This window comes from Serpens gallinarum (genome assembly GCF_014836765.1).
In the GTDB taxonomy this organism is placed as follows: domain Bacteria; phylum Pseudomonadota; class Gammaproteobacteria; order Pseudomonadales; family Pseudomonadaceae; genus Serpens; species Serpens gallinarum.
The window spans coordinates 70883-88770 of the sequence record NZ_JACSQG010000010.1; the positions used below are offsets into that span (position 1 = coordinate 70883).

Annotated in this window: 15 protein-coding genes; 3 read left to right on the forward strand and 12 right to left on the reverse strand. The window is 57.7% G+C overall.

Going from position 1 to position 17888, the window contains the following annotated elements; genetic code table 11:
- Positions 1 to 96: 96 nt before the first annotated feature.
- The 9 genes from wecC to H9642_RS15500 all read right to left on the reverse strand — a co-directional run bounded on the left by wecC (position 97) and on the right by H9642_RS15500 (position 11566).
- Complete coding sequence (gene wecC, locus H9642_RS15460; protein ID WP_251837361.1) at positions 97 to 1368, reverse strand: UDP-N-acetyl-D-mannosamine dehydrogenase; 1272 nt, start codon at positions 1366 to 1368, stop codon at positions 97 to 99.
- A 104-nt stretch (positions 1369 to 1472) separates the two neighbouring features.
- Positions 1473 to 2594 (reverse strand): non-hydrolyzing UDP-N-acetylglucosamine 2-epimerase, encoded by a 1122-nt coding sequence (gene wecB / locus H9642_RS15465; protein ID WP_350027868.1) that lies wholly within the window; start codon positions 2592 to 2594, stop codon positions 1473 to 1475.
- A 19-nt stretch (positions 2595 to 2613) separates the two neighbouring features.
- Positions 2614 to 3180 (reverse strand): dTDP-4-dehydrorhamnose 3,5-epimerase, encoded by a 567-nt coding sequence (gene rfbC / locus H9642_RS15470; RefSeq protein WP_251837362.1) that lies wholly within the window; start codon positions 3178 to 3180, stop codon positions 2614 to 2616.
- Positions 3177 to 4067 carry a glucose-1-phosphate thymidylyltransferase RfbA gene (gene rfbA, locus H9642_RS15475; RefSeq protein WP_251837406.1) on the reverse strand — a complete coding sequence of 297 codons (891 nt, stop codon included), beginning with the start codon at positions 4065 to 4067 and terminating at the stop codon, positions 3177 to 3179. Before rfbA ends, rfbC begins: the two co-directional genes overlap by 4 nt.
- Entirely contained in the window at positions 4055 to 4954 is a 900-nt protein-coding gene (gene rfbD, locus H9642_RS15480; RefSeq protein WP_251837363.1) for a dTDP-4-dehydrorhamnose reductase, read from the reverse strand. The genes rfbA and rfbD overlap by 13 nt, the downstream gene beginning before the upstream one ends.
- An 873-nt stretch (positions 4955 to 5827) precedes the next feature.
- Positions 5828 to 6958, reverse strand: coding sequence for a dTDP-glucose 4,6-dehydratase (gene rfbB, locus H9642_RS15485; protein WP_251837364.1), 1131 nt, complete (start codon positions 6956 to 6958; stop codon positions 5828 to 5830).
- A gap of 236 nt (positions 6959 to 7194) precedes the next feature.
- Positions 7195 to 8571, reverse strand: a complete 1377-nt coding sequence (locus tag H9642_RS15490; protein ID WP_251837365.1) for a phosphohexomutase domain-containing protein — start codon at positions 8569 to 8571, stop codon at positions 7195 to 7197.
- A 912-nt stretch (positions 8572 to 9483) separates the two neighbouring features.
- Positions 9484 to 10002 (reverse strand): transcription/translation regulatory transformer protein RfaH, encoded by a 519-nt coding sequence (gene rfaH, locus H9642_RS15495; protein WP_251837366.1) that lies wholly within the window; start codon positions 10000 to 10002, stop codon positions 9484 to 9486.
- 106 nt (positions 10003 to 10108) lie between these two features.
- A complete protein-coding gene (locus H9642_RS15500) occupies positions 10109 to 11566 on the reverse strand; it encodes an MBL fold metallo-hydrolase RNA specificity domain-containing protein (protein WP_251837367.1) in 1458 nt (485 codons plus the stop codon).
- A 529-nt stretch (positions 11567 to 12095) separates the two neighbouring features.
- On the opposite strand from H9642_RS15500, the gene H9642_RS15505 reads away from it, so the two are divergent.
- Positions 12096 to 12545, forward strand: coding sequence for an REP-associated tyrosine transposase (locus tag H9642_RS15505; RefSeq protein WP_251837368.1), 450 nt, complete (start codon positions 12096 to 12098; stop codon positions 12543 to 12545).
- A gap of 589 nt (positions 12546 to 13134) precedes the next feature.
- Here the strand turns inward: H9642_RS15505 and pyrF are convergent.
- Positions 13135 to 13830 (reverse strand): orotidine-5'-phosphate decarboxylase, encoded by a 696-nt coding sequence (pyrF, locus tag H9642_RS15510; RefSeq protein WP_251837369.1) that lies wholly within the window; start codon positions 13828 to 13830, stop codon positions 13135 to 13137.
- A gap of 301 nt (positions 13831 to 14131) precedes the next feature.
- Between pyrF and H9642_RS15515 the strand changes: the two genes are divergently transcribed.
- On the forward strand, positions 14132 to 14302 hold the full coding sequence (locus H9642_RS15515; RefSeq protein WP_251837370.1) for a DUF2897 family protein: 171 nt from the start codon (positions 14132 to 14134) through the stop codon (positions 14300 to 14302).
- Positions 14303 to 14307: 5 nt separating this feature from the next.
- Here the strand turns inward: H9642_RS15515 and H9642_RS15520 are convergent, their stop codons facing one another.
- Together H9642_RS15520 and H9642_RS15525 are read right to left on the reverse strand one after the other, a co-directional pair.
- The gene (locus H9642_RS15520; RefSeq protein WP_251837371.1) at positions 14308 to 15138 is read right to left on the reverse strand and encodes a substrate-binding periplasmic protein; all 831 of its coding nucleotides are present in this window, start codon (positions 15136 to 15138) and stop codon (positions 14308 to 14310) included.
- Positions 15139 to 15231: 93 nt separating this feature from the next.
- Entirely contained in the window at positions 15232 to 15855 is a 624-nt protein-coding gene (locus H9642_RS15525) for a TetR/AcrR family transcriptional regulator (RefSeq protein WP_251837372.1), read from the reverse strand.
- 221 nt (positions 15856 to 16076) lie between these two features.
- Here H9642_RS15525 and H9642_RS15530 point away from each other — a divergent pair, with 221 nt between their 5' ends.
- Complete coding sequence (locus H9642_RS15530) at positions 16077 to 17864, forward strand: acyclic terpene utilization AtuA family protein (protein ID WP_251837373.1); 1788 nt, start codon at positions 16077 to 16079, stop codon at positions 17862 to 17864.
- Positions 17865 to 17888: the final 24 nt, after the last annotated feature.

Below are 17888 nucleotides of genomic sequence, written 5' to 3' on the forward strand. Positions count from 1 at the left end.
ACAACGCTTTGCTAGAATTAAAGTAGTTTCTTGACCTAGGGTCGACAGCCATCAAAGTTTTACCGGTTAGCCGATATTGGCGCCACTGATAAAAAATTAACAGGCTGACCAAATACCCCGGGTGTCGACGACTTTGTGAGTGGTCAGAATACTCCTCGGAATTGTCTTGAACGACTTATGATCTACCAGCAACACAATCACGTCGGCTACGGCAAGAGCTGCATCGATGACCTCAAGCCTGAGCCTCCCGGCCAACTGCCCTGATAATGCGTCAATATTCGGCTCCACTGCGAGTACAGGGCCTGGATGAGTCGCGAGAATTTTCTGAGTAATGGCAACCGCCGGGCTCTCGCGCAGATCATCGATATCAGGCTTGAATGCCAGCCCCAGACAGGCGATGGTCACATCGCGGGCAGTCTTGAGCGGATTTGCCAAGAGAAACTCGCCAACCGCCAATTTGGTTTTTTCCAATACCCACTCCGGCTTGCTGTCGTTAACCTCACGTGCAGCTCGAATCAACCGGGCTTCAGCCGGCGCCTTGCTCACAATGAACCACGGATCCACAGCAATGCAGTGACCACCTACACCTGGGCCAGGCTGAAGGATATTGACGCGCGGGTGTCGATTGGCTAAGCGAATCAATTCCCAGACGTTGATGTCTAACTTGTCACAGATAATTGACAGCTCATTGGCGAAAGCAATGTTGGTATCTCGGAAACTATTTTCTGTTAGCTTGCACATTTCTGCCGTACGGGCGTTTGTGACCACGCAATCGCCTTCAACAAAAATCTTATACAAACTTGCAGCCGCCGCCGAGCACCTCGGGGTCATGCCGCCTATTACTCGATCATTTTGAACAAGCTCGCGCAGCACATGTCCCGGCAACACCCGCTCCGGGCAGTGTGCAACTCGAATATCTGACTCTTCGCCATGTGTCTGTGGAAAAGTCAGGTCAGGTCGAAATTCAGCCATCCAGGCAGACATTTGTTCGGTTGCACCGACAGGAGAGGTGGACTCCAAAATGACCAAGTCACCTTTCTTCAATACTGGGGCAATAGCCTTACTGGCCGATTCAATATAACCAAGATCTGGTTCATGGTCGCCCTTGAAAGGGGTCGGTACTGCCACTAAAAATGCATCGGCAGGCTCAGGTGTCGTCGTTGCTCGCAGGTAGCCCTCAGTTACGGCAGCATGTACCACGATATCCAGGTCCGGCTCAACAATATGTATTCTCCCCTGATTTATGGTCGCTACGGCCTTGGGATTTACGTCAACGCCAATAACTTTTTTCTTACGCGAGGCAAATACTGCTGCGGTAGGAAGCCCAATGTAACCGAGACCTATGACGGAGATAGTTTGAAACGACATGATGATCTTTACTCGACACTGAAATACTGAAGTAGATGTGCACCTAGGACACGCTTGCCTATACTAGATCTCTATAGGGCTAATGGCACCTTGAAACTTAATCTTTACCGTATGGCTAGCAATGCCGCCAAGATGTGCTTGCAAGCTTCCCCATCTCCGTACGGGTTATGGGCATAGCTCATGTCCTGGTAGGCCATCGGATCAACCAATAGACGGTTTAACTCTCGAACGATACTGGCAGCTTCAGTGCCAACCAGTTTTACCGTGCCTGCGGCAACGGCTTCCGGTCGCTCGGTGGTATCTCGCATCACCAGTACCGGTTTGCCTAGCGAGGGCGCTTCTTCCTGAATCCCGCCTGAGTCTGTAAGGATAATATGCGAGCGGCTCATTAGATAAACGAAAGGCAAATAATCAAGCGGCTCAATCAAATGTATGTTTTCAATGCCTGCCAAAAGACGATTTACAGGCTCACGGACATTAGGGTTGAGGTGAACGGGATAGACGATATCCACCGCAGGATGTTGCTTGGCAACTTCCATTAGAGCCTGGCAGATACGCTCGAAGCCCCCGCCGAAGCTTTCTCGGCGGTGACCGGTCACCAGAATTAATTTTCGGTTTGGGCCTAGGAAGTCGGAGGGTGCGGCGGCCTTGGCTTTGAGGTCCTCGTCCTGATCAAGCCGTTTGACCACATCTAGAAGTGCATCAATCACTGTATTGCCGGTCACGACGATGCTCTTGGGGTCTATACCTTCACGCAGCAAGTTAGCTTGGGACATTTCTGTTGGAGCCAAATGCAGATTGGCTAGGGCACCAGCCAACTTGCGGTTGGCCTCTTCTGGCCAAGGGGAGTAAATGTTCCCAGTGCGCAAGCCCGCTTCCACGTGGGCAACAGGGATTTGCTGGTAGTAGGCCGCCAAACTGGCCGCAAAGGTTGTGGCAGTATCGCCATGAACCAGCACTATATCCGGCTTAAACTCTTCAAAGACGCGTTTCATGCCCTGCAGGATTGATGTGGTCACATCAGTTAAGTCTTGGCCGGGCTTCATAACGTTCAAATCAAAATCCGGTTCGATACCAAAAAGCCCCAGAACCTGATCCAACATCTCACGGTGCTGGCCGGTAACGCAGACCTTCGCTTCGAAACGCTTGTCAGCGGCCAACGCCAGAACTAGTGGCGCCATTTTGATCGCCTCTGGGCGGGTGCCAAACACACACAATGTCTTCACGAAAACTCCAAATAAAAACTTACAGACGACCAAACGTGACCGTATTCAGTAAATCCGCTTGCTGGTCTTTTTCAGACGTGAGGATTTGAACATTTTTCGGCCAATCAATGCTCAGACTTAAATCATCCCAACGAATCGCTCCCTCGCACTCTTTCGCGTAGTAATCAGTCGTCTTGTACAAGAACTCGGTACCGTCTTCCAAGGCAATAAAGCCATGGGCGAAGCCTTCAGGAATCCACAGCATGCGCTTGTTGGCCGCACTGAGTTCTACTCCGACCCACTTACCGAACGTTGGCGAGTCTGGGCGAATGTCTACCGCCACATCGAATGCTGCGCCGCGCACCACGCGAACCAATTTGCCCTGGGCATGCGGGTCGCGTTGAAAATGCAGGCCTCGCAGCACACCTTTTTTGGAACAGGAATGGTTGTCCTGAACAAAGGGGCGCGGAATGGGCAGGCCAAGCTTTTGCAGCTCGGCATGAAAACGCTGCTCGTTGAAACTTTCCATGAACCAGCCGCGCTCGTCTTCGTAGACGGTGGGCTCGATCAGCACGACGTCGGGGATGTCGGTTTGAGTCAGTTTCATGGGTGGGATTCTTTCAGCAGCGCCAGCAGGTATTGGCCATAGCCGGTTTTCTTCAAATCATCGGCCTGTGCCTTGAGCTGTTCAGCACTGATCCAGCCGTTATGAAAGGCGATTTCTTCCAGGCAAGCGACTTTGAAGCCCTGCCGCTTTTCGATGGTGTGCACGAACTGGCCGGCATCGAGCAGCGACTCGTGGGTCCCTGTGTCCAGCCAGGCGAAGCCACGGCCAAGCATTTCCACATTCAGGCTTTGCTCTTCCAGGTAGGCACGGTTGATGTCGGTGATTTCAAGCTCACCGCGTGGGGATGGCTGGATGGATTTGGCGATATCAACGACCCGATTATCGTAGAAATACAGGCCGGTCACCGCGTAGCTGGATTTAGGCTTTTGCGGTTTTTCTTCGATGCTGATGGCACGGCCATTTTTGTCGAACTCCACCACGCCAAAGCGCTCGGGGTCGGAGACGTGGTAGCCGAAGACAGTTGCGCCCTGCGTGCGTGACGCGGCGGCTTGCAGTTTTTCGGTGAAGTGCTGGCCGTAGAAGATGTTGTCGCCGAGGATCAGGCAGCAGTTGTCTTGGCCAATGAATTCCTCGCCAATGATAAAGGCCTGGGCTAGACCATCTGGCGAGGGCTGCTCAGCGAAGCTCAACTGAATACCAAACTGGCTGCCATCGCCTAACAATTTGCGATATGCCGGCAGATCTTCCGGTGTACTGATAACCAAGATCTCGCGAATCCCCGCCAGCATTAGCACCGACAGCGGGTAGTAGATCATCGGTTTGTCATAGATGGGCAATAGTTGCTTGGAAACTCCAAGGGTGATGGGATGCAAACGTGTGCCGGAGCCACCCGCGAGAATAATGCCTTTGCGATTCAACTTGAATATCCTTGAGTTTCCAATAGCAAGCGTTCTACACCGTTTTGCCAATCAGGCAGATGCAGGCCAAAAGTGTCGCGCAATTTACTACAGTCGAGCCGTGAATTCAGCGGGCGTTGGGCCGGGGTTGGGTAATCGGCTGTGGTAATCGCAGCGATTTTTTGCACCGCGAGCTCTTGTCCGGCTTGGCGCGCCTGCTCAATCACGAAGTTTGCATAGCCGTGCCAGGAGACTTCGCCAGCGGCGGCCAGGTGATATATACCGCTGGCCACCGGTTTGTTGCGGGCTGTGCGCAGGCAGTGGGCGGTGATGTCGGCAATCAGTTCCGCGCTGGTGGGTGCGCCGACTTGGTCGTCGATGATTTTGAGCTGTTCACGTTCGGCAGCCAGGCGCAGCATGGTTTTTGCGAAGTTGTTGCCACGCGCGGCGTAGACCCAGCTGGTACGAAAGATCAGGTGTTTGCAGTCGCTGGCCTGGATGGCCTGTTCGCCTTCACGTTTGGTTTGTCCGTAAACGTTAAGCGGTGCGGTGGATTGGTCTTCGCGCCAGGGTTGTTGGCCGCTGCCGTCGAATACGTAGTCGGTGGAGTAATGCACCAGCCAGCCGCCCAGTTTTTTCATGCATTCGGCGAGTATTGCCGGGGCCTCGGCGTTGATGCGTCGGGCCAGGGCGGGTTCGCTTTCGGCTTTGTCTACGGCGGTGTAGGCGGCGGCGTTGACGACTATGTCGGGCTTTAAATCGCAGAGGGTGCGTCGCAGGCCGGGTAGATCGCCGAGGTTGCCGACCAGGCCGCACTCCCCTGCCCTGTCCAGGGCGATGACCTGGCCCAGGGGCTGGAGGGCGCGTTGCAGCTCCCAGCCGACTTGGCCGTTTTTGCCGAGGAGGAGGATTTTCATGTTGTGTGGATTTCCTTGGCGCTGACCGGAACTCTCGCTCCTAGGTTTATTGGCTGGCTATTTTGGGGTGGTTGCGACAAACATTGAGCGCATCAGGCTTGGGGTTTGTCGTATCTCCGCAGCTGACAGAAGGTGCGCAGCCAGGCGAATAAATTCGCCCCTACGAGGTTAACGTCCGGGGCAGCGGTTTTTTTAGCTTACTTTGTCAGCCGTGAAGCTGCAGCTCTAAGTGGCTTTGATCGCGGACGAGTCCGCTCCTATAGATTTGAACCATTGTTGTTTGTCGCAGCTGCGCAGTGCCGGAAGTCTTGGTGCCAGGCGAATGAATTCGCCCCTACAGGGTTACGTCCGGGGCAGCGGTTTTTTTTAGCTTTTTTGTCAGCCGTGGAGCTGCAGCTCCGAGTGGCTTTGATCGCGAACGAGTCCGCTTCTAAAGATTTTGAGCCATTGTTGTTTGTCGCAGCTGCACAGTGCCGGAAGGCTTGGTGCCAGGCGAATGAATTCGCCCCTACAGGGTTTACGTCCGGGGTGCGGTTTTTTTAGCTTTTTTGTCAGCCACTCAGAGCTGCAGCTCTGAGTGGCTTGGATTGCGGGCGAGTCCGCTACAGATTTTGAGCGTTTGTTTGTCGCAACTGCGCCGTGCGGAAGGCTTGTTGCCAGGCGAATAAATTCGCCCCTACAGGGTTTACGTCCGGGGCAGCGAGCTTTTTAGTTTTTTGTCAGCCGTGGAGCTGCAGCTCCGAGTGGCTTTGATCGCGGACGAGTCCGCTACAGATTTTGAGCGTTGTTTGTCGCAGCTGCGTAGTGCCGGAAGGCTTGATGCCAGGCGAATGAATTCGCCCCTACATCTAACGCCTGCAGCCGGCGAGGTTTTCACGCGGTGGTGCGAGCGCTGTAGTTTTTGTCCAGCCATTGCTGGTAGGCGCCGCTTTTTACATGGGCGACCCAGTCGGGGTTGTTCAGGTACCACTCGACAGTTTTGCGGATGCCCGATTCGAAGGTTTCTTCGGGGGTCCAGCCGAGTTCGCGCTGGATCTTGCTAGCATCGATGGCGTAGCGCAGGTCGTGGCCGGGGCGGTCTTGGACGTGGGTAATGAGATCTTTGTAGGAGCTCATTGCCAGGCCTGCGGCCTGATTCGCGACGGGGGCGTCGCTCCCACAAATTTTGGCATTGCTGGATACAGGGCGGAATTCGTCGAGCAGTTCGCAGAGGGTATGGACGACTTCGATGTTCTGTTTTTCGTTGTGGCCGCCGATGTTGTAGGTCTCGCCCACTTCGCCTTCGGTTACCACTTTGTACAGGGCGCGAGCGTGGTCTTCGACGTACAGCCAGTCACGCACTTGATCGCCCTTGCCGTAAATCGGCAGCGGTTTGCCTTCCAGGGCGTTCAGGATAATCAACGGGATGAGCTTTTCAGGGAAGTGGTACGGGCCGTAGTTGTTCGAGCAGTTGGTGATCAGGGTCGGCATGCCGTAGGTACGGCGCCAGGCACGGACCAGGTGGTCGGAGCTGGCTTTGCTCGCCGAGTAAGGGGAGCTGGGCGCGTAGGATGTTGTTTCGGTAAACAGGTCTTCGGGGCCTTCCAGGTCGCCATACACTTCGTCGGTGGAAATGTGGTGGAAGCGGAAGGCGGCCTTGCGCGTCTCGTCCAGGCCTAGCCAGTACTGGCGGGAAGCTTCCAACAGGCAGTAAGTGCCGACGATGTTGGTTTCGATAAAGGCGGACGGGCCGTCGATGGAGCGATCAACGTGGGATTCTGCGGCCAGGTGCATCACAGCGTCGGGCTGGTGCTTACGGAAGACGCGGTCGAGTTCCGCACGGTTGCAGATGTCGACGTGTTCGAAGGCGTAGCGCTCGCTGTCGCTGATTTCAGCCAGGGATTCGAGGTTGCCGGCGTAGGTGAGTTTGTCGAGGTTGACCACGCTGTCGGCGGTGTTGCGAATGATGTGACGGATGACCGCCGAACCGATGAAGCCGGCGCCGCCGGTAACAAGAATTTTCATGTGTTTTTGTACTGTCCAGAGTTCATTGTTTAAGTAGCAAAGGCTGATCGTTCCCACGCTGTGTAGCAATGTGCACCGGGTGCTCTAGCGTCTACGCCAGAGCATAGGGCCAGGCATTTACGCCGGAGCGTGGGATCTAATCTATTTAGTTTGTCGCAACCCCGCAGTAATCGGAAGGCGATGTGCCAGGCGAATGAATTCGCCCCTACAAAAGCCGATACGTAAGTGTGCTTACCCTACGCCGATGTCTTTACTGCAATGATGCTTTCGATGGTTTTAACCTGCTCGGCCACCAGTGCGGGGTTGGCGCGGGATTCGATGTTCAGGCGCAGCAAGGGCTCGGTGTTGGACGAACGCACATTCATGCGCCAGTCGGCGAACTCCAGGCTAAGGCCGTCGGTGGTGTCTTCCGTGGGGTTCTCGCTAGCATAGTGGGCCTTGACTGCCTGTAGCACGGCCTTGGCATCACTCACGGTGTAATTGATCTCACCACTGCACGGGTAGGCGGCCATGCGCGCACCGACCAGCTCGGAAAGTTTCTTACCTTGGGCGCTCATCAGTTCAGCAACCAGCAGCCAGGGGATCATGCCGCTGTCGCAATAGGCGAAGTCGCGAAAGTAGTGGTGAGCGCTCATTTCGCCGCCGTAGATGGCGTTTTCCTTGCGCATGCGTTCCTTGATGAAGGCATGGCCGGTTTTGCTCTGGATGGCCTGGCCGCCGTTCTGCTGGCAGATGTCGATGGTGTTCCAGGTCAAGCGCGGGTCGTGGATGATCTTGGCGCCCTGCTCTTTCTTGAGAAAGGCCTCGGCGAGCAGGCCAACGATGTAATAGCCCTCGATGAAATCGCCGTTTTCGTCGAACAGGAAGCAGCGATCGAAATCACCGTCCCAGGCGATGCCCATGTCGGCATTATGGGCCTTGACCACATCGGCGGTGGCGGCGCGGTTTTCCGGCAGGATCGGGTTGGGAATGCCGTTGGGAAAGGTGCCGTCCGGATTGTGGTGCACCTTGATGAACTCGACCTTGGCATTCAGGGCATGGAAGCGCTGCTCCAGCGCATCGATGACGTGCCCGGCGGCGCCGTTGCCAGCGTTAACCACCAGTTTCAGCGGCTTGAGCGTGGCGGCGTCGAGGTAGCCGAGCAGGTGGTCGATGTAGGCATCCTGACAGGACTGCTGGGTCAGCGTGCCGCGCGTTTCGACAGCGGCGAAAGCGTTGTCTTCGGCCAGGCGTTGGATGTCCTTGAGGCCGGTGTCGCCACTGATCGGCTGAGCACCGCGACGTACCAGTTTCATGCCGTTGAAGTCGATGGGGTTGTGGCTGGCGGTCACTTCGATGCCACCGTCGACATCCAAGTGAAAGGCGGCGAAGTAGACTTCTTCGGTGCCGGTCATGCCCAGGTCGATTACGTCGCAGCCGGCATCCAGCAGGCCATTGGCCAAGGCCTGTTTCAGGCCGTCGGTGGACAGACGCATGTCGCCACCGATAACGATGCGTTTGGCATTCAGAAATTGCGCGTAGGCGCGGCCGATGCGGTAGGCGATATCTTCGTTGAGCTCGGCACCGAGCTGGCCGCGGATGTCATAGGCTTTGAAGCAGGTGAGCTGGGGCATGGGTTTGCCTTATTCGTGCAGTTATAGAGGGCTGTGAGGCCGCTCCGTGACAAGTACAAGTGGCGTAGCTGGCGTAGGGGGAATTTATTCGTCTGGCACCATGTGCTTCGGCGATGGCGAAGGTGCGACAAGCTACGCGGCTGACGCTGTGGTGATTTTCGCCGCTACTGCGTGGCCTGAACGTTATGCGTGAGGCGAATGAATTCGCCCCTACAGTACAAATACACTTGTGCGCCAAGCTCATTTTTACAGGCCGCCCGTAGGGACGAACTTATTCGCTTGGCACGATATGTTCCGGCGACTGCGAAGGTGCGACAAGCTACGCGGCTGACGCTGTGGCGATTTTCGCCGCTACTGCGTGGCCTAAACGTTATGCGTGAGGCGAATGAATTCGCCCCTACAGTACAAATACACTTTGTGCGCCAAGCTCATTTTTACAGGCCGCCCGTAGGGGCGATCTTATTCGCTTGACACGATCTGTTCCGGTAACTGCGTAGGTGCGACAAGCTACGCGGCTGACGCTGTGGCGATTTTCGCCGCTACTGCGTGGCGTGAGCGTTATGCGTGAGGCGAATGAATTCGCCCCTACAGTACAATTACACTTTGTGCGCCAAGCTCATTTTTTACAGGCCGCCACTCGTAGGGGTGAATTTATTCGCCTGGCACAATATGTTCCGGCAACTGCGAAGGTGCGACAAGCTACGCGGCTGACGCTATGGCGATTTCGCCGCTACTGCGTGTGTGAGCGTTATGCGTGAGGCGAATGAATTCGCCCCTACAGTCCAGACGACTCTCGTGTTATTGGGCTTCAGACACGCTACCGCCCCAGGATTTTGCGTCTGCTTCCTGAGGACGGGTGATTCCGGGATGCTCGCCGGATCGGCCTTGGGCCGGTCTGGCGATGCTGATGAATTACTGTTTGCGCACGCTCGCCAGGGGCATGTGCAGGTGTTGTTCGCGGTTAAGCAGTTTCATGAGCAGCACGACGCGCTCCTCGCCGTCCATGGACAGGAAGATGGCGTCGAGTTCGGCAAAGCTGCCGTCGATAATACGGACCTTGTCTCCAGCCTGAAGCAGGGGCTGTGGCGTGGGTTCCACACGCTGGCGCAGGTTGTCGATGAGCGAGTCGGCCACTTGCAGGGGGTAGCCGCCAAAGGCGACCAGGCGGTTGACGCCACGGGTTGAGCGCAGCGGCGCCCAGTTGCTGCTATCACTCAGCTGAATGAAGAGGTAGCCGGGAAATAGGGATTCTTCTTGAATCAGCCGCTGGCCACGCACCAGGCGCTCGCGTCGGCATTGCGGGCGATAGCAGGTGTAGCCTTGGCGTAGCAAGTGCTCTTCAGCCCGCTCGTCCTGCCGAGGTTTGCACTGCACAAGGTACCAAGCAATGTCTTGATCGGTGGCAGTGGCTTCGAGGGCACACGCGTTCATGTCCATTTTTCAATTGCCCGCCTAAGTGCTGCGGCCCTGTCTTCCCTGTCAGTGCTGATTGTGAAAAGGCGCACAGTCTAGCCTAAGTTCTATAAAAGACGAGCCTCTATTCTGAAAATATGGCCACTGGCCGGTTAGTAAGCGCATAACGTTGACGCAGAGCATCTGCCAGCTGCCGCTTGGCCTCCGCTTCCCCATGCACCAGCCGAATTTGGCTCGGCCATTCGCGCATTCGCGTAATGAAGTTGATCAGGCCACGCTGGTCCGCATGAGCCGAGTAACCACCCAGGCTACTGACGCCAGCGCGAATGGTGCGGCGTTCGCCCTCGAGGACGATGTAACCGCCTTGAGGACCGTATCGCTGGATCGCATTGCCAGGCGTTCCTTTGGCCTGGTAGCCGACAAACAGAACATTGTGGCGAGAGTCGCCGAGCATGGCCTTGAGGTAGTTGACGATGCGTCCGCTGGAGCACATGCCGTTGCCAGCAATGACGATGGCGGGACGTGCGGTACGGGCCAAGTGCTGGACCATGCGCAGGTGATCGTGATGGCTGTCTACCGTGATCAATTGCTGGAACTCCAGTGGACGTCGACCGGCCTGTACCCGGCGTAGGGCTTCCTGATTCCAAAACGGTTGCAGCTGCCGATAGGCTGCGGTGAACCGCGAGGCCAGCGGTGAATCAAGGATGATCGGCAGTTGCGGCCAATCTGTTGGAGCACCGGCCAGGCCTTGAAGTTCCTCGCTCGACGCGCAGCTTCGGCCAGCGGTTTTGCGGTGGATGATGTCTTCCAATTCGTAGAGCAATTCCTGGGTGCGCCCAATGCTGAACGCGGGAATCAGCACGCTGCCTTCATCTTCCAGTGCCTGCTCGATGACGGCTTCGAGGCGCTGACGGCGGCTGCGCCGGTCTTCATGGAGGCGGTCGCCGTAAGTGCTTTCAATCACCAGCGTATCGGCGCGATACGGCGACTTGGGCGCTGGCAGCAGCGGCGCGTGGGGAGCACCGAGATCCCCCGAGAAGACGATGAGCTGTTTTGCCCCGGTTCGCGGATAGCGCAGGTCGATTTCCACGTAGGCGGAACCGAGTATGTGCCCAGCACGCTGCAGGCGGATGCGACAGCTCAGGTCCGGCTGATCAATCAGGCTGAACCAGGTCTTGTAGGGCAAGGCGATGATGCGTTGCTCGATCACCTTTATATAGCGCTCGGCCAATTTCTGGTCACGGCAGAAGCCGAGCTTGAAGGCATCCTCGAGGACGATGGGCAACAGCTTGGCCGAAGGCTCGCTGCACAGGATCGGGCCTTTGAAGCCGGCGGCCAGCAAGTAGGGGATGCGTCCGACATGGTCGATATGGACATGAGTCGCAACCAGCGCACGAATGCCATCGAGGGGGAATTCGATATTCAGTCGGTCTGCGCCGGATTGGCCCTGGGCAGAGATTTCCGCACCTTGAAACAACCCGCAGTCGATTAGCAGACTGTTTTGCGCGTTCATGTTCAATTGGTGACAGGAGCCGGTCACGCCATCCCGCGCGCCGTGATGGAGAATCTCGGGGTAGTTCATGGTTAATTCCTTATAACGATGAATTGCCAAGCGAGCGGGATGGTATCGAGTTTCGACAAAAGGAAACGGAAATCGGGCGCAATGATCCGTTGTGGCTTTTTGACGCCTGCGCTTTCGGAGTTCGTCGCCGCATCGGCGTGAAAGCACGGAGCCAGGCGAATGAATTCGCCCCTACCAAAGCGGTTCAGCGCGCATGCAAACCAACTGTAGGGGCGAATTTATTCGCCGTTGCACGGGCCAACCGGCAGCTAATGAGGTGCGACGGACTGTGGGGGTTTGGCTGGGCCCGCACCTTCGATGTTCGTCGCCGCATCAGCGTGGGCTTAAAACACGGTGCCAGGCGAATGAATTCGCCCCTACCAAAGCGGCTCAGCGCGCAGGAACCCAACTGTAGGGGCGAATTCATTCGCCGTTGCACGGGCCATCCGGTAACTGATGAGATGCGACGGATGTCTGGGTTCGGCTGGAATGGCCACAATGTAAATCGACCACTACAGTTGGGCCGTCAAATAGACGGAAGGCAATGGATATGCCTCGCAAGTTCTTGCTGAAGGGGCGCACCTCACAGACGAATCAAATCTACCATGTCACAACCTGCACCGAGGCTCGTCACCCGTGGTTCGTGAACTTTCGAATCGCGCGCATTGTGATTACCGAAATGCGTCGTTTGCAGGAAGAACAACGAGTTGTCTCACTTGCATGGGTCGTGATGCCTGACCATGTGCATTGGCTGTTGCAGCTGCGGGAAGACAGCGATTTGTCTCAAGTAATAAAAAAACTCAAAGGCCGCTCATCCCGACAAATTCGTTTGCAGTCAGGCCAAACAGCCCCCGTTTGGCAACGTGGTTACCACGACCATGCTTTGCGCTGCGACGAAAGCGTGCCACAGATTGCCCGCTATATCGTTGCCAACCCGCTCCGGGCAGGTCTCGTCGAACGTATCGGACTCTATCCGCATTGGGATGCGATTTGGCTGTGAATGCTGCGTAGAGGTTATGGCTTGACAGTAGGGGCGAATTTATTCGCCGTTGCACAGGCCAGCCGGCAGCTGATGAGATGAGACAGACGTATAGGTTTGACTGGATGATGCCTGCCCTTTCGGCGTTCGTCGCCGCATCGGCGTGAGCTTAAAACACGGTGCCAGGCGAATGAATTCGCCCCTACCAAAGCGGATCAGCGCGCAGGCAAATCCAACTGTAGGGGCGAATTTATTCGCCGTTGCACGGGCCAGCCGCCAACTGATGAGATGCGACGGACCGTAGAGGTTTGGCTGACTGATGCCCCACCTTCGATGTTCGTCGCCGCATCAGCGTGGGCTTAAAACACGGTGCCAGGCGAATGAATTCGCCGTTGCACAGGCCAGCCGGCAGCTGATGAGATGCGACGGACTTAGGGGGGGTTGGCTGGGCCCGCACCTTCGATGTTCGTCGCCTCATCGGCGTAGTTAAAACGCACGGAGCCAGGCGAATGAATTCGCCCCTACCAAAGCGGTTCAGTGTGCATGCAAACCCAACTGTGTGGGGGCGAACTATTCGCCCCCACACAGTTGGATTGCAGACTGCCTTGGCTCAGGCCAATTCGGCCAACACTGCATCCAATGCCTGGGCCGGGTCGGCAGCCTGACTGATGGGGCGACCGATCACCAGGTAATCGGAACCGGCGTCCAGTGCCTGGCGGGGGGTGAGGATGCGGCGTTGGTCGTCCTGGGCGCTGCCGGCCGGGCGAATGCCAGGGGTAACCAGTTGCAGGTGCGGTTGCGCGGTTTTCAAGGCCGGCGCTTCCTGGGCGGAGCAAACCAGACCATCCAGCCCGGCTTGTGCGGCCAGGCCGGCCAAGCGCAGTACCTGCTCCTGAGGTTCGATATCCAGGCCGAGGCCACGCAAATCTCCGCGCTCCATGCTGGTCAGCACGGTCACGCCGATCAAGAGCGGTTTTGGGCCACTAAGAGAATTCAGCGTTTCGCGGCACGCTGCCATCATGCGCAGGCCACCGGAGCAGTGCACGTTGACCATCCACACACCCATCTCGGCTGCCGCCTTGACCGCCATCGCCGTGGTGTTGGGAATATCGTGAAATTTCATGTCGAGGAAGACATCGAAACCCTGGGCCTGCAGCGTCTCGACAATGCCAGGGCCACAACGCGTGAACAACTCCTTACCCACCTTGACTCGGCATTTTGTGGGATCGAGGCGGGCCGCCAAGGCCAGTGCGGCGTCGCGGGAAGGAAAGTCGAGGGCAACGATGATCGGGGACGGGCAGGCCATGGCGAAATCTCTCGGTAAAAAACGCCGCGCATTGTAGCCGAAGGCGCAGCTGGGGCGAGCGGAAAGCTGCCGCATGCAGGACGGATCGCGCCTCATCACATGTCGTAGGGCGGCCTCGCGGGCCACAGCGAGCAGCCCACCGCTGGAAACACGCCCCATGCTGGGCTGCCCCGTGCACTCCGTGCATCCCGCCGTACACACCCTGCGCGTGGTGTGGGTTCAACAGGCCGGGCAAGCAAACTGACAAGCACACGACAAGGTCGTATGGTGACAGCTCCACGTTTTATTGAGGTGCATGGCCATGCCTTGGTATGTCTGGTTGATCCTGCTGGTGGTGTTCGGCTCGGTCATCGGCAGCCTGCTGATGCTGCGTGATGGCGCGAAAAAGATTCCTCTGACCGAGGAACAATTGAAAAAAATCAAGGCGCGCAATGCGCGGCTGGATGCCGAAGAGAAACGCGAAAAGGAGTGAGCCGCCTAAAGGCTCAGAAGGGCCACGGGAGCGACGCCGGTTTTCGCCTCGCAAGATGCCTGCCTTGTCGCCGGGGGCCTGACCACAATACCCAGCGGCTGGAAAATCGATTCCAGCACACCTGCTGTGCGCAGGCTTTCCAGCAAATTTTCAAGTTCTTGCGCACTGATCGGACCATCAGGCCTCAGCAAGGCGCGATGGTCGTAATACTGGTCGATTTTTTGAGCGATGTGCAGCCTGTCTCGGTACTGCGGATTACGCTGAAGGAAATCCTCCAGAAAGGACCGCGTTACCACGGCAATCTCGGCGCGCCTGTTCAGCACCATCAACAGATTGCCTTCATGGGAATACGTCAGGGCAACCGCGAAGCGTTCACGCAGGCGCTCCGGGTCAGTGACAAAGTCGGCGAAGCGATAACTGTAACCGCGATACAGCGCCAGACGCTTGCCCTGCAAGTTATCGAAGTAGCTTTCCTCACGGGGCGCCAGCGCGATGAACAGCGCCGCATCCTGCAAGCCCAGATCAATCACCTCATGATTGATCGCGCCCCAGCCCCACTGCGGGTTTTCGAACATGACCATGTCGATACGTCCGCTCTGCAGGTCAGCAAAGCGCCGGGGAATCGCTGTGGGGACGACCACGAAGCGATAGTCGGACTGGAGCCGGTTAAGCGCACCCAGCAGATCGATCAGCAAACCTTGGCGAGCGGCGGCATCCTGAACATAGGGTGGAAAATAGGTGCCGGCGACCTTAACCAGACGCTCGGCCTGCACCGGCCCCGCAACAGCATGGCCGGCCAGCATCAACAGGGAAAGGGACAGGAGCAGCCATCGCATCCTGGAAATCTCTTGAAAAACATGCCCGAAGCCTACCTGACCAACGGTCAGAAACCTAGCTAGCCTGCTCCTGCCAATCGAAATACGGGCCCATCAAGGCACCCTAATCACCATTGCCAGCGCTTCTTCGGCCAGGCTGTCCAGAGTCATTGGCCCGTCGGGGCGGTACCAGGTAGTGGTCCAACTCAACGCACCAGTAAGGAAACGCCGCAGGATGAACGGATCGTTCTGCACATAACCGGCCTCGCGCGCCTCTTCCAGCACCCCCAGCCATACCTCTTCATACTGATCGCGCAGCGCAAGCACCTGGGCCTTGCCTTCTTCCGACAGCGAGCGCCATTCGTACACCAGCACCGCCATGGCCTCGCCGGTGCCACCCATGATCGACTGCAGCTCACCGCGGATCAGCGCCAGCACCCGTTCGCGCAAATCACTGGCTTCATCCAGAGCGGCGCGCAGCAGGGCCGTGTTGAAGATGACGGTTTCCTCCATCACTGAGCGCAGAATCTCTTCCTTGCTCTTGAAGTGATGGAAGATGCTGCCGGACTGAATGCCCACCGCGTTGGCCAGGTCGCGCACCGTAGTGCGTTCATAGCCCTTGCGGCGAAACAGCCGTGCGGCCTCCTGCAGCAGTTTGCCGCGGGGGCTTTCGGGGTCGGTAACTTGGCCGCTGGCAACAAGCTCCTGCATGACGGCCTGGGCCTTTTGATCATCCACGTGTACTACCTCTCTCACCAAGCATTAATGGGTTCACCTTGGCGGCGACAGGCCGCCACACACAGACCCAAGGCCTAATGCCATTTATTTAGGGGCGAATTCTGGGTGTTGGCCGCCAGCCGAGCAAGCGCTTGGCTAAAAGTATCAGCCAGGGGCTTTTCAACCAAGCGCTTGCTTGGTAGTGTTCGCTTCACCTTATCCAGCGTGAGCGGACTATCACAATGACTAAAACCGTACGCATCGGCTGCGCCTCCGCTTTTTGGGGCGACACCTCCACAGCCGCAGCCCAGTTGGTGCGAGGCGCAACTCTTGATTACCTGGTTTTCGACTACCTGGCCGAGATCACCATGTCGATCATGGCTGGCGCCAAGATGAAGAAGCCCGACGAAGGCTACGCCAAGGACTTCGTTGAAGTATTGGCGCCCTTGCTGGGTGAAATCGCCGCCAAGAAAATCCGCATCGTCAGCAACGCCGGAGGCGTTAACCCCAGCGCTTGCGCCGCGGCCATGGCGGCGGCCTGCGAAAAGGCCGGCGTCAACCTGAAGATTGCCGTGCTGCACGGTGACAATCTGCAGCCCAAGCTCGGCGAATTGAGCAAGGCCGGCATCACCGAAATGTTCAACGGTTCGCCCCTGCCGCCATTCTGCGTGTCGGTCAACGCCTACCTGGGCGCACCTGGCATTGCCGCTGCACTGGATCAAGGTGCCGACATCGTGATCACCGGCCGCGTGGTGGACAGCGCAGTGGTGACCGGTGCTCTAGTCCACGAGTTCGGCTGGAACTGGAACGAGTATGACAAGCTGGCCCAATCCGCCCTGGCCGGTCATTTGGTGGAATGCGGTGCGCAAAGCACCGGCGGCAACTTCACTGACTGGCGCGACGTGCCGGACTATGAGCACATCGGTTTCCCCATCCTGGAAGTCGAGGCCGATGGCAGCTTTGTGCTGACCAAGGCCGAGAATACCGGTGGCCTGGTTACACCCTTCACCGCTGGCGAGCAGATGCTCTATGAAATCGGCGACCCGCGTGCTTACCTGCTGCCGGATGTGATCTGCGACTTTACCCAGGTCAGCCTGGTGCAGGACGGCGAGCACCGCGTGCGCGTCAGCGGCGCCAAGGGCCTGCCGCCGACCGAGCAGTACAAGGTCAGCGCCACCCACCCGGACGGCTTCCGTTGCACCGCCAGCTGCCTGATTGCCGGCATCGACGCCGTGGCCAAGGCAGAGCGCGTCAGCCAGGCCATCGTCAAGAAGACCGAGGAAATGTTCATCGAACGCGGCTGGGGTCCCTACCGCGAAGTGAACATTGAACTGCTCGGCACCGAAGCCACCTACGGTCCTCGCGGTCAACGTCAAGACACCCGTGAAGTGGTGATCAAACTGGCCGTGCGTCACCCCAAGAAAGAGGCCCTGGTGCTGTTCTCCCGCGAGATCGCCCAAGCCTCCACCGGCATGGCGCCAGGCCTGACCGGCATCGTCGGCGGTCGCCCCACCGTGTATCCGGTGATTCGCCTGTTTTCGTTTCTGGTCGACAAGAGCGCGTGCACCCTAGAAGTCGAACTCAACGGCGAACGCTCCCCCGTGGCCCTTCCGCAATTGCAAACCTTTGACCCGGCTCAGTTGGCCGACGATATCGCCCCGCCGCTGGCCCAAGGCGAGGCCACCGTCAGCGTGCCGCTGGTCAAACTGGCCGTGGCCCGCTCCGGCGACAAGGGCAACCACAGCAATATTGGCGTCATGGCCCGCAAGGCCGAGTACCTGCCGTGGATTGCCGAGGCGCTGAGCAACGAGGCGGTGGTTGATTGGATGCAGCATCTGCTCGACCCGATCACCGGCCGCGTCAGCCGCTGGTACCTGCCGGGTACCCACAGCCTGAACTTCCTGCTGGAAAACGCCTTGGGTGGTGGGGGTGTCGCCAGCCTGCGTATTGACCCGCAGGGCAAGGCCTTCGCTCAGCAATTACTGGAATTCCCGGTGCCGGTGCCCAGCGCATTGGCGCAGACGTTGTAGGGTGGATCGGGGCACGTAGCTGAC